Below are 20,331 nucleotides of genomic sequence, written 5' to 3' on the forward strand. Positions count from 1 at the left end.
CCTCCTAAAATTTATTTATTAATACAACTTTTTTTAATTAAAAAATCTATCGAATTATCAATTTTTGGTATTATTGTTTTAGAGTTTACTGATGTAATCTTATTTGCAGCTTTTTCAGCTGCTTTTATAGCTACTTCTATATCAGAAATACTTCCTTTAAGCTTTACCATTATAAGTACAGGAACTAAAAGCTTATCTGCATTAGCTGGCTTATTATTATCAATAGCCTCAATAGTTACGTTGGCAGCTTTACAGGCTGCATCTGCTGCTACTATAGCTGCTGTTAACCCAAAAACTTCAATTATGCCTACTGCATTCATAGTAATACCTCTTTATTTGTTCACTATTGCAATTTTAAGTCCTTTTTGTTTTATATTTAATTCAATGCCCTCTTCTAAATTTTCTAAAGGTAATTTATGAGTAATTAATTCTTTTATAGGAAGTCCAATTCCTATAGCTCTCTTTAAAAAGTCAAAGGTTTCTAAATAATCCTGTGGAGTATATACCCAAGATCCTACAATAGTTATTTCTTTATTACATATATCAAAGTGAGGATTTATTGTTGCATCACCATTATCTACAAAAAATCCTACTTCACAAAGTCCTCCACCTCTTTTTATAAATTTTAAAATACCTGATGCTGCCTTAGGAACTCCTGTACATTGGAATGCAAAATCAACTCCTAACCCTTCAGTAACTTCTTTAACCTTACCTAAAGTTTCATCAAAGCTTGAACTCTCCATTATATTTATAGTAGTATTTGCTCCTAATTTTTTAGCCATTTTTAATCTACATTCATTTCCATCTACTGCAATTATATTTTCTATTCCTAAACTTCTTATAACTGATATTAAAAGTAATCCTATTGGTCCACACCCTTGTACTAAAACCTTAGAATTAAATTTTAAAAGTCCTGTGCTTTTTGCTCTTTCAACTGCGTGAACAACTACAGCACTAGGCTCAATTAAAATTCTTAAATCTAAATCCATATGAGAAACATTAAAAATTGTTGAATTTTTTCTTATAACTATATATTCACTAAACCATCCATTTAAATGTTTTTCATCATCACTTATAAGGCCATATATTCCTGAGTTTTCACATAAATTAGTTCTATTAGGATGATTTAAGCATATATCACACTCTCCACAAGGTATTACACAGGTAACTACTTTATCTCCTACTTTTAAAGATTTTCCTGCTGAATCTTTAGTTACATTTTTTCCAAGTTTTATAATCTCTCCAGTTCCTTCATGACCTAAAACTAAAGGTGCTAAGTTAAAAGGGTCTCCTTTATATTCATGAATATCAGTTCCACATATTCCACATCCCTCTACCTTAACTAAAATCTCGTCATCATTTATTTCTGGTATTTTAAATTCTTTTATTTCTATTTTTTTAGCTTCCTTTAACATTGCTACCTTAGATATATTTATTTCTTTCTTTTCTACTTTTTCGACAGAATTTTTTTCAGAAGATGTCATTTCTTTTATTATGCTTTTTACTATTTCTTCAATATTTATATTATTAACTTCCATAAAAGCCCTCCTATCTTATTGATAATCCATCAGATAATACGCATCTTCTGTTTTTAGTGAAAGTTTTTGCTGATGTAAGTCCCTCTCCAGTTTTACTTGCTATAGTAAATGTTACATATCCTTCTGAATCTACTCCTAAAGCAGAATAAGAAGGTGCATTTTTAACAAATATAGCTGTATCTATAGCTCTTGCAAATTTAGTTAAATTATCAATATTTTTAGAGTGCATATGAGCTGAATGTCTATTGCCATTTTCTAGTTCAATAGCATATTCCATAGCCTCATTAAAATTTTCTGCTCTTACTATACCTAAAATTGGCATCATAAGTTCTTCTTTTATTAAGATATTATCCTTAGATCCTTCAAATATAATACATCTTTTAGAATCACAAACTTCTATTCCTATTGCCTTTAATATTACTTTTGCATCTTTTCCAACAAATTTTCTATTTAAAATTATTTTTCCATTACTCTTTATAAGCACAGTATCCTCTAACTTTTTAATGATTTTTTTATCATTTATATAATAGGCACCGTTTTTAATCATTTCTCCTATTAAATCATCACAAATTTCACTTACTGCAATAACTTCTTTTTCAGCTATACAAGGAAGATTATTATCAAAAGTAGCTCCCTTAATAATATCTATTGCTGCCTTTTTTATGTTTGCAGTTTCATCTACGATTACTGGAGGATTACCTGCCCCAGCACCTAAAGCTCTTTTTCCTGAAGATAATGCTTCTTTAACAACAGAAGGACCACCTGTTGCTGAAATAAGTGCTATATCCTTATGCTCCATTAAAGCCTTTGTACCTTCTATAGATGGTTTTTTTATGGATACCACTATATTTTCTGGTCCACCTACTTCTACAGAAGCTTCATTTACTAATTTAACTGCTAAATTAGAGCAATTTACTGAATTAGGATGTGGAGCAAACACTACTGTATTTCCTGCTGCTATCATTCCTATAGAATTACATAAAACAGTTGCAGTAGGATTAGTTGATGGTGTTATAGCTGCAATAATCCCAAAAGGCCCTTGTTCTATTAATGTTAATCCACCATCTCCACTCCAAGCTGTAGTTTTTAAATCTTCTGTCCCTGGTGTTTTTTCTGCAATTAATTTATGTTTTATTATCTTATCTTCTACTCTTCCCATTCCAGTTTCTTCTACTGCTAAATTCGATAAATATTCTGCATTTTCCACACATTTTTTTCTTATATTATTAACTATCTCTTCTCTTTTACCTATGGATAATTTCCTTAGTTTTTTAAAAGCTTCTTTCGCTTTACTTATTGCAATTTCCATATTTTCAAAGATATATAATTCATTAGAACTAGAAATATTATTAATATTTTTTTCTATTAATTCTTTTTCTTTTAATTCACCTAAAACTTTTTTTATAATCTCTTCAATTACTGCTTCTTTTCTAAACACCTAGCTACCTCCTCATAAAGCTTTCTACCATAATCAGCTAAATAATCATCATAATAGGCGGTACTACCACTTACCCCTATGCCACCTACTACTATGCCTTCGTAATTTTTTAAAGGATATCCACCTGGAAATACAACTATCTTGTTATTATTTGTATTATTTATTCCATAAAGTTCTCCTCTATCACAAGATAAATCCTTTAATTCTTTTGTTGACATTCTAACTGTAGCTGCTGTAAAAGCTTTACTTAATGAAATATCATAACTAGCTGGAAGAGCTCCATCCATAAAGTGTATTGCAATAGGATATCCCCAACTATTTACAATAGAAATAACTACAGGTATCTTTTCACTTTTAGCCTTTTTTTCAACTTCTTCTAATATTATTTTGCTTATTTTTAAATTTAAATACCTAATCATTCCACTCTCCCTTTAATGGAAGCTTTTTTATAAATCTACCTATATCCCTTGAAAATTTACTTAATCTAAAATTTTCATAATTTCTTATATAAAATAGTTTTTCTATATTTTTATCAAAACTTTTAACTAAAACCTTATTATTTTTTATTACTACTCCTAGCTGAAAAGGCAAATTACTTAATTCATATAGATAAAAGCTTTCTAAATTTTTTATTTCATATCTAATGCCTTCTTCCTCTATTCCTGATAAAAATTCAAAAGAAAATTCACTTTCATAGTCTATAAATATTTTCAAAAGATATTTGTTGCCCATATTTTAGCCCTTCTATATAATAAAATTTAAATTATAAAACTTTTATTTTTTATAATTTATAAGTTATTTTACTTTAATATTTCTGTTCAATAGAAAATCACTTGAAAAATAATAATTATTAATTATTTTCCTTCAATCTTTCTATATAGTGGAAAATAAGTCCTGTTGAAACAGCTTGTCTAGGGCCTTCCCTGTTTCTTATATTCCCACACCCTGAAGCTATTCCATAGTTAGCTAATTCCTTTAAAATCATATCTGATATTTCAAAATCTAAAGCAGATCCTCCAACTAATACAACACTAGATATTAGATGAAGATTTCCCATAGGAGCTATTTTTTCTAATCCTCTTGTAATATTTTTTATAAAAACCTTTCTTTTACAATCTCTTCTTACTGAAACAACTTCTTCTATTGTAATGTCTTTCATTATCGGAATTAAAATATCTTCTTTAACTATAACTACTCTCCCATAAAGCTTTGAGTCTATAGGATTTTCAAAAAATTGAAGTTGTCCATTTTCAAGTCTTAAAGTATATAAGCTTTCAACTTTTCCTACTATATTCTTTTTTATTTCCTCTGCTATATCCTTATCATCTATAGAAAGCTTATTATTTATAAGCATAGTAACCATTTCACCAGCACCAGCTAGATGAACTGTTTTTACCTCTCCACTTTCATAAAGAATAGCTACATCAGTAGATCCTCCACCTATATCAACTACTACAATAGGTAATTTAGTGCCCTTTGTTGTTAAAGCTCCTATAGATGCCATTACCCCTTCCACTCCATTAACTTCTACATTTATAGATAATATTTGTTCAAGTTCTTTTTTAATCTCCTCTAAAGGAAGCTTATGGGTTTTAACCATAATACCTATAGCTACGGCTTTTTCTTTATAACTTTCCTTTGCAATACCCCCCTTAATTTTTTTAGATACCAAAGTATCAACAGCAAAAATATCCTTTACTTTTATATCTTCTATAGGTATTTTTGATATTTTACACATTTTATCTTTAATATTATTTATTACAAAGGACACATTAGTCTCTTCTTCCCCAAAAACATCATTAATTTCTTTAATATTATTTACTGCTTTCATAATTTCTTCGGCACCTAAATTTACATCTACTACTTTCTCCTCTTTATTCCCTAGTAAAGTTAATTTTCCAACTTTTATTTTTTTCTCCTTAACATCTCCTTCAGGAGTTTTTATTATAACCCCTGATCTAAGACCTATAAGCCCTTTTGCTAAAGGTATTATTTTCTCCGTTTCGTAGGGATTTAAATCAAATAAATTAGCAATTTTAAAAGGATTAGATAATTCTGTTAAGGTTTTCCCTATATCAGCTACTTCTATTGCTGCTAATTTTCCTAATGGAATTTTTTCAATAAACTTTACCTCATCAATAATAGGAATTTTTTTTATTAATCTATTATGAATTAGCACCCCTTCATCTTCTTTTACTATTGCCCCAGTTATCTTTATTTTGTTTTCTAATAAATTATTTATTAAATTGGCAGCTTCTTTAAAGGTATAATTTGAAGAAACTATAACTATATAATCTTTACACTTGTCCATTAAACTATAATTTTTAAGCATTATAGTTTCCCCAAAAGCTAATCCATTTCCACCTGGAGTATCTGGATTATGGCCTATCATAGCTGAATTAGTTATTATAGTTTCCGTTATTGTTTCCATAGAATTTTCTCCAATAACAGGAGCTGCTTCATTTATCTTTATTAAATCTATATTAACAATACTTATTTCTGATTTTTCACATGCTTTGTTTATAGCTTGAATTATTCCTATTATATTATCCTTAGTTCCTTTTAATCCTGTAGTTTTTACTCTAGATGAACTAAGAAATTTCACTTCTTTATTTTCATAAACCTTAGCTATAGATACCTCTGTAGTAGAATTTCCTATATCCACTGCACAAATCAGCTTCATTATTTTAATATTCCTCTTCTTTTATATACTTCTACTGCTTCTCTTATTAACTTGCTACAATTTACTGCTTTATACCTTTTTTCTATTTCTTCAGCTTTTTTTAATAACTCAGTTTCTGTACTTCTATTAGGTCTTAACATATTATAAATGTTTAATAATTCATCATCTGGAACTTCTACTAATTCTGATGCTCTTTCTAAGTTATCTCCTAACTGATCTCTTTTATTTTCTCTAGCAATATTACTTTGCATAATTAAGGTTTCCTTTGATATTTTTATATCTTCTCCTGTAATTTCCCCATTAATTACACCTTCAATAGTAATGTCATCTAATCTCTTACCACTTTTACTTTTTAAGGATAAATTATTCTTTGATAATGGATATTTCATAATTTAATCCTCCACTATTATTTCTATAGATTTACCATCTTTAATTACTTTTTCTGTATCTTTTATATGAAAAAGAGCTGCTTTTACTTGATATTTAGGCCTAATCATAGAATCATTTTTTACTGTTATTGGAATTGGATTCTCCTTTTTTCCATACTTAGCTGCATTTTTACCTATATTTCTATAAGTCTTTAAATCTATAAGGGGAGCTTGAGGAAATAACTCTAAATTACTTAAGGGATATAGATCTCTATGGTGAATTAATGCTGTTCCTTTAGATTGAAGCCCTATCCCTATTCCTGATCCACTTATATTTGCTGCTTCCTTACCAATAAAAGCTACATCAGCAGTTTTATACACTTTAATAATTCTAGCTGTGAATCCTTCTTCTTCAATTCCTGCTATAATTTCTCTTATAACTTCATTATGTTTTAATCCATTTAATGTTATTTTCACTTCACTATTAAAGGTTGGACCAACACCTATAACGATTTCATTTTCTTTATTTTTATTTCTTTTATTTTCTTCTAAAATATTTTCAATTTTTTCTAAAACTTTTTTAGTTATTTCTTCAACTAATAATTTATCTTCCAAATACATTACCTCCTAGCTAAAAGGAGTCTTTATTTATAAGATTTCCTATATTTTTTATTCGATTCCAAGTTTCATTAGAAACCCTATATCCACTACCTGGTCCAAGATAATCATTTTTATTATTTATAGCAGATATTACATTAAATTCTTCATCTAAAATTGAGGATGTCTGAAGATAATCTCCTGATATTCTTTGTTTTAACATTTCTAAAACATCTTCCGCTACATCTTTATGACCTGTTTTTATTAAAGCCTTTACTATATCTACTCCTGTAATATCCTCTTTCATAATTTTATCAATAGCCTCAAAATCCTTTATTATATTTCTATCTAAAACATCTTTACTTCCATTTGCGTAAGTTACTTTTATGATTTCCTCATAGCTTATAGAAGAAAGTTCTAATTCATTAAATAAATCCTTTATAACTTTTGCTGCCTTATATCTAACCTTTATAACCTCTTCTTCTTTTACAGGTCTTAGCCCACCATCAATTTTTAAATCTCTTTGAAGGACATTATAATCATCAAAATCTTCTGCATCAAAATTAGAACCTGCAAACATATTGTCATAGTTTGGAGTCCCACTATATCCTGAAAAAATAAAATCTGTCCCTGGTAAAAACTGCATTAAAAGCCTAGCAGTTCTTCTGATATCACTATGGGAAAAACTCTGATCATTAGATGATGCCACTTCTAAATCTAATAAAGCAGCTATTAAATTTTCTCCTAAAACAGCTCTAATTCCTGATGGTACTGAAGAAGTTATTCCAATAGTTGAAACAGCTCCATTTTGTACACCTTGTGCACCTGCTCCTTTAGTAACCATAAGGCATCTAGTTTCTAAATATAACATAGACTTTTTTTCTGTACTTCCCATTAAAACTTCTGATCCAGTACCAGATGTGAATCTAGTTTTTAGTCCCCTTGATCCATAAGCTGCATTTAAAAAGGCTTTAGAATAAGGTGTATCATCTCCATCTATAAAAACATTCTCTGTTCCATAAACAGACATAGTTTCTGCATAGGTAGTAAATCCTCTCATAGCAAGTTCTAACTCAGTAGCTTCCTCAACAGCACATTGAGTTAAAACGCCCTTTCTACCTATTTGAGATCCTATTAAGAGTGCAATAGCATTAAATGGAGCATATCTTACAACTCCTACAGTAGTTTCTTCTTCCCTAAATCCTCTTAAAGCCCCCTCTGCTGCATCTGCTGCTATTAAAATAGGATTATCTTTTATATTAGTTATATGAGCTTGATTTGCAGGAATTTTTCTTGCCCTTAATTTTTGCATTGCCATCATCATTTCTACTACATTTAAATTATCTATTACTTCTATAATTTTAGCTGGAGTAAAACCTTTTGCAATTTCTATTAAAACATCTCTTGGTGTATTTATATCTACCATAAGCTTTGAAAATTCTAGGGAATTTATTTTCATTGCATCATCGCAGATTTTTTTATTTATGCTATGATCTGCAATAAAAAAGTCTATAAAATCGAAATCTTCTCTTTTTTTACCATCAATTTCAACTATTTTATCATCTATAATTTTTATAGAAGGTGATGGGTCATAAGGACTTTTCATTGCAATAAAGCCCTTTTCTGCCCACTCCTCCATAAATACATCTTTATTTATAGGTCTTTTAGAAAGAGCTTCAAATCTTTTAGATTTGATCATTTTAATTCACCTAAAACTCTTTTTGTTATTTCCCTTACCATAGTTTCTATTTCATTTTCTTTAATTAAATCTTTTTTATTATTAGATTTATCTAAGGAACAAAGTTCATCACTACAACGATGTCCAGGATGCTTTCCTATTACGTTCATATTTTTTCTTATATCTAAAAGCTTTTCTATTTGATTTTTATCTAAAATTTGTGGCTCTCCGATTTGACTTGAAAGATAAGTTAGTTTTGCATAAAATTCTAAGGATTCCATTTTAAAATAAGCACTCATTAAATCTGGCCCATAGGTTAATGCTCCATGATTTTCTAAAAGTACTGCATCATAATTGCTTAAATATTTTGATACAGCATCTGGAATTTCATCAGTAGAGGGAGTTCCGTATTCAGCAATAGGAACACAGCCTAAGGCAATAACAGCTTCTGGCATTATTGCCTTTGTTAAAGGTATTCCTGCTATAGCAAAACTTGTACCATAAGGTGGGTGTGCATGTACTACAGATTTAACATCTGATCTTTCCTTATAAACTCTTAAATGCATTTTGATTTCTGATGAAGGCTTATAATTTCCGTTAGAAGAGATTATCTTTCCATCTAAATCAACTTTACATATCATATCTGGAGTCATATATCCCTTTGAAATGCCTGTTGGTGTACAAAGAACCTCTTTATCATTTATTTTTACAGAAATATTACCATCATTAGCAGCTACAAAGCCCTTCATATATATTCTTTTTCCAATTTCACAGATTTGCTTTTTCACTTCATATTCTGAAAACATATACTTCCCCCTTTTATTTAATTTATTTGTATATTTATATTAATTTTACCATTTTATGGTTTTTGGGTCAACGAATTAAAGCTTTTATGCTTTTATTTTATTTATATAATTATTCACTATTATTATGCATAATACTTTTTATATTGTATTCCTTTATAAAGCCTATTTTGTATTTAAACTTTAAAATATAATTATTAGTTTTATATAATTTATATTTATATGTTATTTAATATTAATCTTAACAAGATTTTATACTTATATATAAAAAAATTATAATTTGCTAAAATTAGAAATAATATTATTTTAACCATCTAATAAAAAATGGCTAAAAGTTAAGTTTATTACTTACTTTTAGCCTTTTATTTTTAGAGATTTAGTTAGTATCTTTTAATCTATTTTTATTCTTCTATTTTATTTATATATTATCTTAAATATAAAAATTAAAAATATATCTTAAAATCAAAGGATTTACTAATAATTTTTCTACCTTCTTCTATTGATTTTATTTCTTTTAAAGCAATCATTTGCATTAAAACATTTCCTAAAACAGCAGCTTCTACTGGTCCTGTAACTACCTTTTTACAAGTATTTTTTGCTGTTAATTCACATAAAAAATCATCTTGTATTCCACCACCAACAACATTAATGCCTTCAATTTTATACCCTAAAATATCTTCTAATTCTTCTATCCCTTTTAAATATTCTTTTGATAATCCATTATATATAGCTATAGCTAATTCTCCTAAAGTTTTAGGCTCCCCTTGATTTCTCTTTATACAATATTTTTTAATAGACTCTATCATATTTTTAGAATTCATAAATTCCTTATCATTAGTATCTACCTGAAATTTAGTATTATTGGTCTTCCTAGCTGCTTTTATTATATCTTTAAAACCTATTTCTTCATAATTTTCACACCAGTTCTTTTTTAACTGTTGTATAAGCCATAAACCATTTATATTCTTTAATAACCTAATCTTATTTGCTACTCCTCCTTCATTTGTAAATCCATAATCATATGATTTTTCGTTTATTATAGGAGAATCTATCTCTTTTCCTAATAAAGACCAAGTTCCAGAACTTAAAAAGGCATAATTAGAATTTACAAAAGGTGTAGCTACTACTGCTGATGCAGTATCATGACCTCCAACAGCAATTACAGGTATTTTATAAAGATCAAGTTCTTCTATAAGACTATCACTTAGATATCCATAAAAATTTCCCGGTTCTATTATTTTTTGAAAAATATTTTTAGGTAGGTTTAAACTTTCAATTAATTTATAGTTCCACTGTCTAGTAGTTAAATCTAAAAGTCCAGATGTTGACGCTATGGTAAATTCTGTTCTTTTCTCTCCTGTTAAATAATATGCAAATAAATCTGGCATAAATAGCATTGCATTACTATTTTCTAATATTGATTTACGAAACTTTTTATCTGCCACTAATTGAAACACTGTATTAAAAGCCATTGAAGCTATTCCTGTTTTTTTATATAGATTTTTTATCGAAATAGATTTTTCAACTTCATCTATTCCAAAATAATTTCTCTCATCTCTATAGTGCATTGGAATTCCTATTAAATTATCTTCATTATCTAAAAGTCCATAATCTACTCCCCAAGTATCAATACCAATAGCTTGTATTTTTTCATCTAATAATGAGACTTTTTTTAAAGCTTTTTTCATTTCATTAAATAGCTTTTGAAAATCCCAAAGATATTTATTGTTTAAATATACAGGCTCATTAGAAAATCTGTGTATTTCCTTCATATCTATTTTTTCATTATTAACATTTACTATAATAGCTCTACCAGATGATGCTCCAAAATCAAAAGCTAAATATACCCCCATATAACACCTCTCTAATTGTAATTTTTTTCCTATACAAATATAATACAATATGCAAAAAATATAAACAATATTTAAAATTATTAAGTGTTACTGTTTCTTATTGACATGAAATATTATACAGTATAAACTTTAATCATATGGAAATTTTTTCTATTTTTTATATGGGAGGGTTTTAAATGAATAACTGTAATTTTCCTAAAGTTGGTATTAGACCTACTATTGACGGCAGAAGAAAAGGTGTTAGAGAATCTTTAGAAAAACAAACTATGCAAATGGCTATTTCTGTTAGTGAATTAATCTCTTCTTCTCTTAAATATTCTAATGGTGAAAATGTTCAATGTGTTATATCAGATACTACTATTGGGGGTGTAGCTGAAGCTTCAAGATGTGCCGATAAATTTAAAAAAGAAAATGTTGGCTTAACAATAACTGTTACTCCTTGTTGGTGCTATGGAAGTGAAACTATAGATATGGATCCTACTATGCCTAAAGCTATTTGGGGATTTAATGGAACTGAAAGACCTGGAGCAGTTTATTTAGCTGCAGCTCTTGCTGGCCATAGCCAATTAGGTTTACCTGCTTTCGGTATATATGGTAGAGATGTTCAAGAGGCTAACTGTACAGAAATCCCAGAAGATGTTAAAGAAAAACTTTTAAGATTTACTAAGGCTGGAATAGCTGCAGCTACTATGAGAGGAAAATCATATCTTTCTTTGGGCTCTGTATCTATGGGTATAGCTGGCTCTATTGTGGATCAAAAATTCTTCCAAAAATATTTAGGTATGAGAAATGAATATGTAGATATGACTGAAATACTTAGGAGAATGAATGAAGGTATTTATGACCCTAATGAATATGAAAAAGCTTTAAAATGGGTTAAGAAAAATTGTAAAGAAGGCTTTGATAGAAACTCGCCTAAAAATCAAAAAACTAGAGAAGAAAAAGATAAGCTTTGGGAAGATGTTGTTAAAATGACTTTAATTGCAAAAGATTTAATGATTGGTAATCCAAACCTTGAAAAATTAGGATATAAAGAAGAGTCTGAGGGGCACAATGCCATTGCTGCCGGATTCCAAGGACAACGTCATTGGACTGATCATCTTCCAAACGGAGACTTTATGGAAGCAATTCTCAACTCTTCTTTTGACTGGAATGGAATAAGAGAAGCCTTTGTTTTTGCTACAGAAAATGACTCCTTAAATGCAGTTCCTATGCTATTTGGTCATCTATTAACAAATACAGCTCAAATTTTTGCAGATGTTAGAACCTATTGGTCTCCTGATGCGATTAAAAATTTAACTAGAAAAAATTTACCTGAAAACTGTAAACATGGCTTTATTCATTTAATAAACTCTGGTGCTGCTACTTTAGATGCAACTGGAAGGCAAAAAGATGAAAATGGAAATCCTATTATGAAACCTTATTGGGATATTAATGAAAATGAAGTTAAAGATTGTTTAGATGCAACTCTTTGGTGCCCTGCAGTCAGTGAATATTTTAGAGGTGGTGGCTATTCATCAAAATTCATATCAAAAGCGGATATGCCTTTAACAATGTCAAGAATATGTATAGTAGATGGAATTGGTCCAGTATTACAAATTGCTGAAGGTTACTCTATAGAGTTAGATGAAGAAACTACAAAATTAATTGATAATAGAACCGACTCATCTTGGCCAACTACTTGGTTTGTTCCAAATTTAACTGGAGAAGGTTCATTTAAAGATGTATACTCTGTTATGAATAATTGGGGTGCAAATCATGGTGCTATATCCTATGGCCATATTGGAGCAGATTTAATAACCTTAGCCTCAATTTTAAGAATTCCTGTAAGTATGCATAATGTTTCAGAGGAGAAAATATTTAGACCAAGTGCTTGGTCCATGTTTGGAACAAAGGATTTAGAAGGTTCTGATTTTAGAGCTTGTAAAAACTTTGGTCCTTTATATAAGTAATTTATAAAAATATTTCTTAAAACTTAAAATAAATACTTTAAAGAAATATTAAAAATTTTAAAAATAAGGATGTATTTTTAATATAAATCTATAATTAAAGATACATCCTTATAAATCACATTTTATTTTCAATAATTATATTCTTATTTTTAAATATAATTATTATTTAAATTTTTCTTTTTTAAATTTTTTATATACATAACTATTTTCATAAAAAAGAGTGAACCATAAAAAATTGATAAAGAAAATATAATATAGAGCATTTCCCGCTGTATATCCCTTAATTCCAATAAGAGATAATAATCCTAATAATCCCCAATATTTATGTTTGTCATATTCCATATAAACCATCTCCCATTTATACTCTTTATTAAATTATATGACAAAATAAATACTTTTTGTATTATTATGGATGACTCTTCTTTAATTACTATTAATAGTTAATATTAACAGTATATTTATACTCTGGTCTTCCTACATTACCATATTGAGATGTTACGTTGACTTTTTTTATTTTTTCTAAATAATCCATATATTTTTTTATACTAACATTACTAATACCTAAATCTGCTGCTATTTCTCTTATAGTCCATTGTCTTAACTTATCTGTTTCAATCAAACTTATAACCTTTCGTAAGGTTTTTTCACTTAATCCTTTTGGTATTTCTATAAATTCTTCCTTTTTATTTTTTCTTGAAATAATATCCAATTCTTTTTGATCTAGTTTTTTTTCTTTAGTTAATATACTATTTTTAACTAAATATTTATCTATAGCCTCTTTAAACCTATCGAATTCAAAGGGTTTAATTAAATAATCTATAACCCCATAGGCAAAAGCTTTTTTAATCTCTTCAACTTTATTAGCTGCGGTTATCATAATTATATCTACTAAATAACCCTTATCTCTTAAATTTTTTAAAATTTCAATTCCACTTTCCTTTGGAAGATATACATCCAATAATATTAAATCAATTTTTTCTTTATCTAATAAAGAAATTATCTTTTTTTCAGTATCAACAGTTGCTAAAACTTTAAAACCTTCAATAAGCTCAACATATTTTCTATTTATTAAAGCTACCATTGGATCGTCTTCTACTATTAATACGTTTTTCATAATTACTCTCCCTTATAAATAGTTATATTAAATATCTTTTCATCATCAGTATTTTTAATATCAATATTCCCCTGATAAAGATCGATTTTATTTTTAATAATAGATAATCCTACACCTCTTCCTTCTCCTTTTGAGGATACTCCATTTTTAAATATAATCTCCTTTATTTCCTCTTTTATAGGTACTCCATTATCTTTTACAGATATTTTTATTAAAGATTTATCCTCATATAATGACACTTCTACTATTTTATTATTTTTTTCGCTATTAGAACAAGCCTCAAAAGCATTTTCTATTAAATTTCCAATTATAGTTATTAAGTCTTCTGAATTAATATATTTATGTTCTTCGTATAAGAAAGAATTCTTTGTTAACTTTAAATTTATTTTTTTTTCATTAGCCATAAGTTCTCGGCTTATTAACATTCCTCTAACATAATAGTCTCCTATACTAGAAAACTTTTGGGAGTTAGCCTCTTGAGATTTTTGAATTGATAATATATATTTTTTAGCTTCTTCATATTCTTCTAACTTTATAAGTCCTAATATAACATGAAGCTTATTTTTAAATTCATGAACTGTAGCTCTTAAATTTTTTACTGTTTGATCTACCCCAGTAATTTCTTTAGCTATCTTATTAATATCTTTTCTATCTATTATAGTTATAACTGCACCTATATATTTATTATTTTTATTTATCTGCATTAAATTTAATGTAACAAAAGTCTTTTTCCCAAGAAGTATAAATTCTTTCATCTCAAAATTTTCTCTTCTTTCTATATAGGGTTTTAATTTTTCAATTATCTTATCTGATGAAAAATCATTAAATATCTTATAGCAACTTTCATTAATCTGAATCACTTGGTTTTTTTCATTTAATGCAATTACACCTTCATTTATTGTATTAATTATTATATTTTTTTCCATATAAACTCTTGCTATCTCTTCCGGTTCCATTCCTAAAATTTCTTTTTTTATTTTTTTTGCGAAACATTTTGACGTAATTATTGTTATTATTACTACTATAAAAAATAATCCTAAGTAAACTGCTACTGTTTTGTAATTTAAAAGTTCTAAATCTTTGTAATATCTTCCTACCATTACAAAACCTACTTGTTTTCCATTATAGAATATAGGCTCAAACCACCTTAAAGTTTTTCCCATAGATCCTTTCATTAATGAATAATATCCTGTTCCTTCTTTTAAAACCTTTGCCTTATCTTCATTAATAAAAACTTGGCCTATTTGCTTTGTATCTAAATGAGAGTATTTAACCCCCCTCATATCTGCTACGACAATAATATCTACATTACTTAAATGGTTAACTAGACCATTAGTATAATCTTGGATTCTATTATTCATTTTTCTTTCATCTAATTGAAGCTTAATAAAAGGAGTATTACTTACTATATACGCTGTTTCTTTTAATTCCCTCCTTATATCACTATCCATGGATTCTAATTTAAAATTTAAAGAAACTATATAAGAAACTAATAGCGGAATTAAAGCTATTAATATAGTTAATCTAGTTATTTTCTTTTCAAAATTCCTTTTCATAAAATCACCAATGTAATTATATCATAATAAAACATTATTTTATAATTTCCTACCTTTATCAATATATTTTCTTAATGAATATTTAATATAATATTAGTTTGATTAACATTTCATAATATTATTTAAACTAATATTATATTTCCTAAAAAAATAAAGCACCCTTAAAAATTAAGGGTGCTTTATATCTATAAAATTAGGCTATTTGATTTTTACATTTTCCTTCTTTTAAAAATTCATCCATATTTTCATATGATATACTTATCATATTAGTTAAAGCTTCATCAGTGTATGATCCCATATGTGGAGTTATTAAAACTCTTGGATACATATTTATTAGTTTTTCAACTACTTTATTCTCTATCTCTTGTCCATTTAAATCTTTGAAAAATACTGCTGATTCTCCCTCAATTACATCTGTTGCAAATCCACCAAGTTTATTGCTCTCAATAGCTTTTGCTACAGCTTCTATATCTTGAAGTTCTCCTCTTGCTGTATTTACTATAATAGCTCCATCTTTCATCTTGCTAATAAACTCTTCATTTATTAGATGATAGTTTTCTCCCTTTATATATGGCATATGTACAGATATTACATCTGATACCTTTAAAACTTCATCAAGATCCATAAACTCAACAACTTCTTTAGCTGCATCACTTTGGAATACATCATAAGCTACTACTTTAGCCCCTAATCCCTTAAATAATTTAGCAGTTGTTAATCCTATTCTTCCTGCACCAAGTATTCCTACTGTACAGTTTCTTATTTCTTTACTAAACATATTTGCATCAACTATAAAGTTTTTATCTTTAGTTCTATTAACTGTATATGCAGTATGTCTTAGAAGCATCATAGCTAATGTTACTGCTAATTCTGATATAGCATTTGGTGAATAACCTGGAACTCTTGCGACCTTTAATTCTAAATCTTTAGCTGCATTTAAATCTACGTGATCAAATCCTACAGTTCTAGTTAAAACAAACTTTAATCCACTTTTCTTTAATAATTCTAGGTTTCTTCTATCTGCTTTACAGTTTCCTCTAACCATTATAGCATCAGCACCTTCTGCCTCTACTACATTTTCATAATTAAGATTACCTTTAATTAATTTTAAATCATAATTAAAAGTATTTAATTTATTAAAATATTCAACCTCAGTGTCTCTAACACCATAACAAACTAATTTTAACAAAACCCTTCGCCTCCAAAATTACTTATTATTAAACAAATAAATGTAATTGTTTTATTATTTCAAGAATTATTATCCAAATTGGCATTGCAACTACAGCAAATATTGTTGATAATAATGAACAGTTTGATGTTAATAATGCCTCTTTATCAAAGCTTATAGCATAAGCTGCAGCAACAGTAGCTGTTGGAGCTGCCATCATTATTACAGTTGTTGCCATACCTACAAAGGATACTGGTAATATTCCTGTTATATTTAATACAAATAATATAACTATATTTATTGCAGGTACTAAAACTATTTTTATAGCACTATATATCCATGAATCTTTTGATGACATTGCATCTTTAAATGAAATCTCTGCAAGTTTTGCACCTATTGATAACCAAGCAAGAGGTGAACAAATCTTTGATAAGTAAGTAAGTGGTGTATATAACCATGGAACTGTATGGTCTATTCTTAAAAATGCATAATTTTTTATTCCATCTTTAGTAGCTACTCCAACCTGTGGTAGATGACTTTGGAATAACCATATAAATAATCCTAAGAATGTAGCTATTATTACTGGATTTAAGAACATTTTTTTAATATTCTTTTTATCCATTTTAACTCCAGACATTTTTATATATCCATAAGAATATAAGAAAACTCTATATGCTATATTAAATATTGAAGAATACATTACTCCAACTGCTCCATAAACAGCTTGTACTATTGGAGTTCCAAAAAATGTTGTTGATCCAAATATAGTAAGTACTCTTAATACATCTTGTTTTTCGCCTTTATATTTTGCAAATATTAATTTAGTTAATACTATAAGTAATATATAAATTACAAATCCCCAAATAAGAAGATTTAGTCCTTCCTTTAAGCTCTTTTCATTTATATCTTTCATAAATGATGTAAAAGCTAATGCTGGAATGGCAATTGAAAGTACTATTGTACTTAATGTTTTAGAAGCAGTTTCATTTATTATATTTTTCTTTCTTAAATAAAATCCTAATCCTATTATTGCAAGTGATGAAATTATTGCTCCTATTATTGCATTATCAGTTAATGTTTTTAAAATTATTTCACCGATACTCAAAATATTTCCTCCTCATTTTTTCTTTTATTTTGTATTTTTTTTAACATTGCTAGGGGAACTTGTCCTCTTAACTACTTGTTTAATTTATAACAATATTAAATTTATAACAATATTATTGAATTATCTAAATAATTAATTAAGTTATTTAACCTAAAATTTCATATGTAAAGGTTAAGCAAATTAAAAAATCGCCTATTTTTATAAATTTTTTTCATATTATTACTATAAAATCAATGTAATAATATGTCTTAAATTTAATAAAATAAACGATTTAATGTTTTTATTAATATTTTTTAGCACCTATAATATTTATAATAAAAAGTTCATTTATATTTTCATCATAAATTTTTACAAAGTTTATTTTAGCATCAAAGGGCATATATTCTTCTAAAGGATCTATAAAATACGAAAAATCCTGAACCTTTAAATAATCCTTTATAAAAATTCCTATTATAAATTCATTACAATATTGAAATTCTTTAAATTCATTTAACACCTTTATTACGGCTCTTCCAATAGAATTTTCATCTTTTATTTTTATGGTATAAATATTTAGTATATCCTTAGATTTTAAGCTATTATATATCTGTCTTTTATCAATAATAAGTTTTATTATTATTTTTAAGGTACAATCTATACTTAAATTCACTAACTCTTTATCATCTTTATCCTTAATAAAAAATATATTTTTCTTTGTATTTTTTAACAAATTTACGTAATTTAAACTGGCATAAGCTATTATAACTAAATCTTTTTCATAAAAAAAAGATTTTATTACAGAGAAAATTTTATTAAATTCTTCCTTATTTGTTATTTTTACTACAAAGATTAATATATTATTGCTATTACTATTATTTATCTTAAAAAAATCTTCATACTCATATATATTTTTTAAGTTAATTGTATCTATTATAAAGTTATTATAAAGGAAAAATTTATCTATATAATATTTTATACACTTATTTTTTTTAATAATTATATATTTTTTCCTTTTAAAAATATCTTTATAATTCCCATATTGATCTAACCAAATATTATTAAAATCAACAATTCTAATTTTATTAAATTCTCCCATTTTTAATACTCCTTACCCTATTCCCTAAATAAAAAAATACCTATTTTTATAAACTTAATTATACCATCTTAATAATTTTATATTTATAAAGTACTAGTAATTTTTAACAAAGGTATAAATTACATATAAAGTTCTATCATCAATTCCTATTAATTTTTTAAGAATTTCTATATATTATTTTAAATATAATTTAAAATTAACTATTTTTATTTTAAAAATAGAAATAGTTTAGAGTAATACTCTAAACTATTTCTAATAACTTATTTATATATCATTAAATTAAAATTTTAAATTTCCCTTAATCTAAAGAAAAATCTTTTTCCAAAATTATATAGTACATATAATATAACATAAGTACCTACAATTATTTGAATGTCTCCAATTATTTTAAAGATTTCACTAAATACAAATCCAGTAGTTCTTGCATAATTATACATCTTATACATAGCTAAAATACTAATAGCTAATGGAAATGTTAATGCTGCATGTCCTGGTATAAATTCTTTCTTTAATAAATTTGGCAATTTACTATAAACAATACATATATTAAAAATTGATGTTAATGTTAAAAATATAATTATAACACTGTTATAACTTTGAAAAGCTGTTAAATAAGCTACTAAGCAAAGACTTGCTGGCGCACCCATTATACCTATAGAAGTTAATTGATTATCATTTAAAGGATACTTTATAATTCTATATAACATTAGTGGCCACATTACTGTATACCAAAAAAATCCAAAATAAAACAGTGCTTTTGCTATGTTAGGGAATCCCATGCCAGTACTACTTACAGTTCCTACTGCTACCCCTATGAAAACTACAAACCAACTTGGAACCATATCTTTAAAGTTAAAATCCTTACTTCTAAGATAAATAAATAGAATAAATATAATTCCATGAAAAATAATACAACTTAACCATAATATCTTAGCAAAAGTAGGTGTACTTTTTAATAAACTAGCTGCAATTAAAAAAACTACCATATCTATTGTAGGATAAAGACTACCTAAAATAGGATCCTTAAGCTCTGACCATATAGTCTCATGATGAGATATAATTCTCAATATCTTTACTAGCACAGCTATAATTGCAACAATTAATGCTAAAGGCTTTAAAAAACTTATACCATTTATGCTCCAACAATTTGATAAAGTAATAAATGCTAATGATGCTCCACATATTCCTACTGGATATGTTTCTAACTTTTGTATAAAACTTGCCATATAAAAATACCGCCTTTCAAAATATATGAAATAAATTTTAAATTATTTTATTTAATTAAATCTGTTACATTTTTATATTAACATCTTTTATATATAAATAAAAATATATTATTTATATTATATATATAATATTTTACTTATATAGATATGAAATTTAATTATATACCTATTGATTAT

Annotated in this window: 18 protein-coding genes; 1 reads left to right on the top strand and 17 read right to left on the bottom strand. The window is 26.8% G+C overall.

All coding sequences use genetic code 11. The annotated features are described in order from the left end of the window. Positions 1-11: 11 nt before the first annotated feature. From BUA70_RS09005 to BUA70_RS09055, 11 genes are all read right to left on the bottom strand, one after another. A complete protein-coding gene (locus tag BUA70_RS09005; RefSeq protein ID WP_072896502.1) occupies positions 12-320 on the bottom strand; it encodes a BMC domain-containing protein in 309 nt (102 codons plus the stop codon). Positions 321-332: 12 nt separating this feature from the next. Next, a complete protein-coding gene (locus BUA70_RS09010; protein WP_072896504.1) occupies positions 333-1,538 on the bottom strand; it encodes a zinc-dependent alcohol dehydrogenase in 1,206 nt (401 codons plus the stop codon). A 10-nt stretch (positions 1,539-1,548) separates the two neighbouring features. Then, positions 1,549-2,976, bottom strand: a complete 1,428-nt coding sequence (locus BUA70_RS09015; RefSeq protein ID WP_072896506.1) for an aldehyde dehydrogenase family protein — start codon at positions 2,974-2,976, stop codon at positions 1,549-1,551. Then, complete coding sequence (locus BUA70_RS09020) at positions 2,955-3,395, bottom strand: GlcG/HbpS family heme-binding protein (RefSeq protein ID WP_072896509.1); 441 nt, start codon at positions 3,393-3,395, stop codon at positions 2,955-2,957. Before BUA70_RS09020 ends, BUA70_RS09015 begins: the two co-directional genes overlap by 22 nt. Beyond that, positions 3,388-3,708, bottom strand: coding sequence for a hypothetical protein (locus BUA70_RS09025; protein WP_072896511.1), 321 nt, complete (start codon positions 3,706-3,708; stop codon positions 3,388-3,390). Before BUA70_RS09025 ends, BUA70_RS09020 begins: the two co-directional genes overlap by 8 nt. Before the next feature lie 118 nt (positions 3,709-3,826). Then, entirely contained in the window at positions 3,827-5,659 is a 1,833-nt protein-coding gene (locus BUA70_RS09030) for a diol dehydratase reactivase subunit alpha (RefSeq protein WP_072896514.1), read from the bottom strand. Beyond that, a complete protein-coding gene (locus tag BUA70_RS09035; protein WP_072896516.1) occupies positions 5,659-6,048 on the bottom strand; it encodes a diol dehydratase small subunit in 390 nt (129 codons plus the stop codon). Before BUA70_RS09035 ends, BUA70_RS09030 begins: the two co-directional genes overlap by 1 nt. 3 nt (positions 6,049-6,051) lie before the next feature. After that, on the bottom strand, positions 6,052-6,648 hold the full coding sequence (locus BUA70_RS09040; protein WP_072896519.1) for a propanediol/glycerol family dehydratase medium subunit: 597 nt from the start codon (positions 6,646-6,648) through the stop codon (positions 6,052-6,054). A 10-nt stretch (positions 6,649-6,658) separates the two neighbouring features. Continuing rightward, positions 6,659-8,323: a propanediol/glycerol family dehydratase large subunit gene (locus BUA70_RS09045; protein WP_072896521.1), complete on the bottom strand. Its 1,665-nt coding sequence runs from the start codon at positions 8,321-8,323 to the stop codon at positions 6,659-6,661. Next, positions 8,320-9,108, bottom strand: coding sequence for a class II aldolase/adducin family protein (locus tag BUA70_RS09050; protein ID WP_072896524.1), 789 nt, complete (start codon positions 9,106-9,108; stop codon positions 8,320-8,322). Before BUA70_RS09050 ends, BUA70_RS09045 begins: the two co-directional genes overlap by 4 nt. A gap of 440 nt (positions 9,109-9,548) precedes the next feature. After that, on the bottom strand, positions 9,549-10,958 hold the full coding sequence (locus tag BUA70_RS09055; RefSeq protein ID WP_072896526.1) for a rhamnulokinase: 1,410 nt from the start codon (positions 10,956-10,958) through the stop codon (positions 9,549-9,551). Between the two features lie 176 nt (positions 10,959-11,134). Between BUA70_RS09055 and BUA70_RS09060 the strand changes: the two genes are divergently transcribed. After that, entirely contained in the window at positions 11,135-12,910 is a 1,776-nt protein-coding gene (locus BUA70_RS09060; RefSeq protein WP_072896528.1) for an L-fucose isomerase, read from the top strand. Between the two features lie 433 nt (positions 12,911-13,343). Here the strand turns inward: BUA70_RS09060 and BUA70_RS09070 are convergent, their stop codons facing one another. The 6 genes from BUA70_RS09070 to BUA70_RS09095 all read right to left on the bottom strand — a co-directional run bounded on the left by BUA70_RS09070 (position 13,344) and on the right by BUA70_RS09095 (position 20,154). Then, the gene (locus tag BUA70_RS09070) at positions 13,344-14,024 is read right to left on the bottom strand and encodes a response regulator (RefSeq protein ID WP_072896532.1); all 681 of its coding nucleotides are present in this window, start codon (positions 14,022-14,024) and stop codon (positions 13,344-13,346) included. Between the two features lie 2 nt (positions 14,025-14,026). Further along, positions 14,027-15,580, bottom strand: a complete 1,554-nt coding sequence (locus tag BUA70_RS09075) for a GHKL domain-containing protein (protein ID WP_072896534.1) — start codon at positions 15,578-15,580, stop codon at positions 14,027-14,029. A gap of 193 nt (positions 15,581-15,773) precedes the next feature. Then, complete coding sequence (locus BUA70_RS09080) at positions 15,774-16,769, bottom strand: 2-hydroxyacid dehydrogenase (RefSeq protein WP_072896536.1); 996 nt, start codon at positions 16,767-16,769, stop codon at positions 15,774-15,776. A gap of 28 nt (positions 16,770-16,797) precedes the next feature. Next, positions 16,798-17,853: an AEC family transporter gene (locus BUA70_RS09085; protein WP_072896539.1), complete on the bottom strand. Its 1,056-nt coding sequence runs from the start codon at positions 17,851-17,853 to the stop codon at positions 16,798-16,800. Between the two features lie 283 nt (positions 17,854-18,136). Further along, positions 18,137-18,928: a hypothetical protein gene (locus tag BUA70_RS09090; protein WP_072896541.1), complete on the bottom strand. Its 792-nt coding sequence runs from the start codon at positions 18,926-18,928 to the stop codon at positions 18,137-18,139. Between the two features lie 287 nt (positions 18,929-19,215). Beyond that, positions 19,216-20,154 (bottom strand): TDT family transporter, encoded by a 939-nt coding sequence (locus BUA70_RS09095; RefSeq protein ID WP_072896543.1) that lies wholly within the window; start codon positions 20,152-20,154, stop codon positions 19,216-19,218. Positions 20,155-20,331: the final 177 nt, after the last annotated feature.

It is taken from the genome of Clostridium fallax (genome assembly GCF_900129365.1).
GTDB lineage: Bacteria > Bacillota > Clostridia > Clostridiales > Clostridiaceae > Clostridium_AH > Clostridium_AH fallax.

Bases quoted from the DNA above. Each gene is read 5' to 3' on its own strand.
- BUA70_RS09095 (WP_072896543.1), bottom strand. From the start codon at position 20,154: ATGGCAAGTTTTATACAAAAGTTAGAAACATATCCAGTAGGAATATGT.
- BUA70_RS09035 (WP_072896516.1), bottom strand. From the start codon at position 6,048: ATGAAATATCCATTATCAAAGAATAATTTATCCTTAAAAAGTAAAAGT.
- BUA70_RS09075 (WP_072896534.1), bottom strand. From the start codon at position 15,580: ATGAAAAGGAATTTTGAAAAGAAAATAACTAGATTAACTATATTAATA.
- BUA70_RS09005 (WP_072896502.1), bottom strand. From the start codon at position 320: ATGAATGCAGTAGGCATAATTGAAGTTTTTGGGTTAACAGCAGCTATA.
- BUA70_RS09010 (WP_072896504.1), bottom strand. From the start codon at position 1,538: ATGGAAGTTAATAATATAAATATTGAAGAAATAGTAAAAAGCATAATA.
- BUA70_RS09050 (WP_072896524.1), bottom strand. From the start codon at position 9,108: ATGTTTTCAGAATATGAAGTGAAAAAGCAAATCTGTGAAATTGGAAAA.
- BUA70_RS09090 (WP_072896541.1), bottom strand. From the start codon at position 18,928: ATGGGAGAATTTAATAAAATTAGAATTGTTGATTTTAATAATATTTGG.
- BUA70_RS09055 (WP_072896526.1), bottom strand. From the start codon at position 10,958: ATGGGGGTATATTTAGCTTTTGATTTTGGAGCATCATCTGGTAGAGCT.
- BUA70_RS09070 (WP_072896532.1), bottom strand. From the start codon at position 14,024: ATGAAAAACGTATTAATAGTAGAAGACGATCCAATGGTAGCTTTAATA.
- BUA70_RS09060 (WP_072896528.1), top strand. From the start codon at position 11,135: ATGAATAACTGTAATTTTCCTAAAGTTGGTATTAGACCTACTATTGAC.
- BUA70_RS09030 (WP_072896514.1), bottom strand. From the start codon at position 5,659: ATGAAGCTGATTTGTGCAGTGGATATAGGAAATTCTACTACAGAGGTA.
- BUA70_RS09045 (WP_072896521.1), bottom strand. From the start codon at position 8,323: ATGATCAAATCTAAAAGATTTGAAGCTCTTTCTAAAAGACCTATAAAT.
- BUA70_RS09025 (WP_072896511.1), bottom strand. From the start codon at position 3,708: ATGGGCAACAAATATCTTTTGAAAATATTTATAGACTATGAAAGTGAA.
- BUA70_RS09020 (WP_072896509.1), bottom strand. From the start codon at position 3,395: ATGATTAGGTATTTAAATTTAAAAATAAGCAAAATAATATTAGAAGAA.
- BUA70_RS09040 (WP_072896519.1), bottom strand. From the start codon at position 6,648: ATGTATTTGGAAGATAAATTATTAGTTGAAGAAATAACTAAAAAAGTT.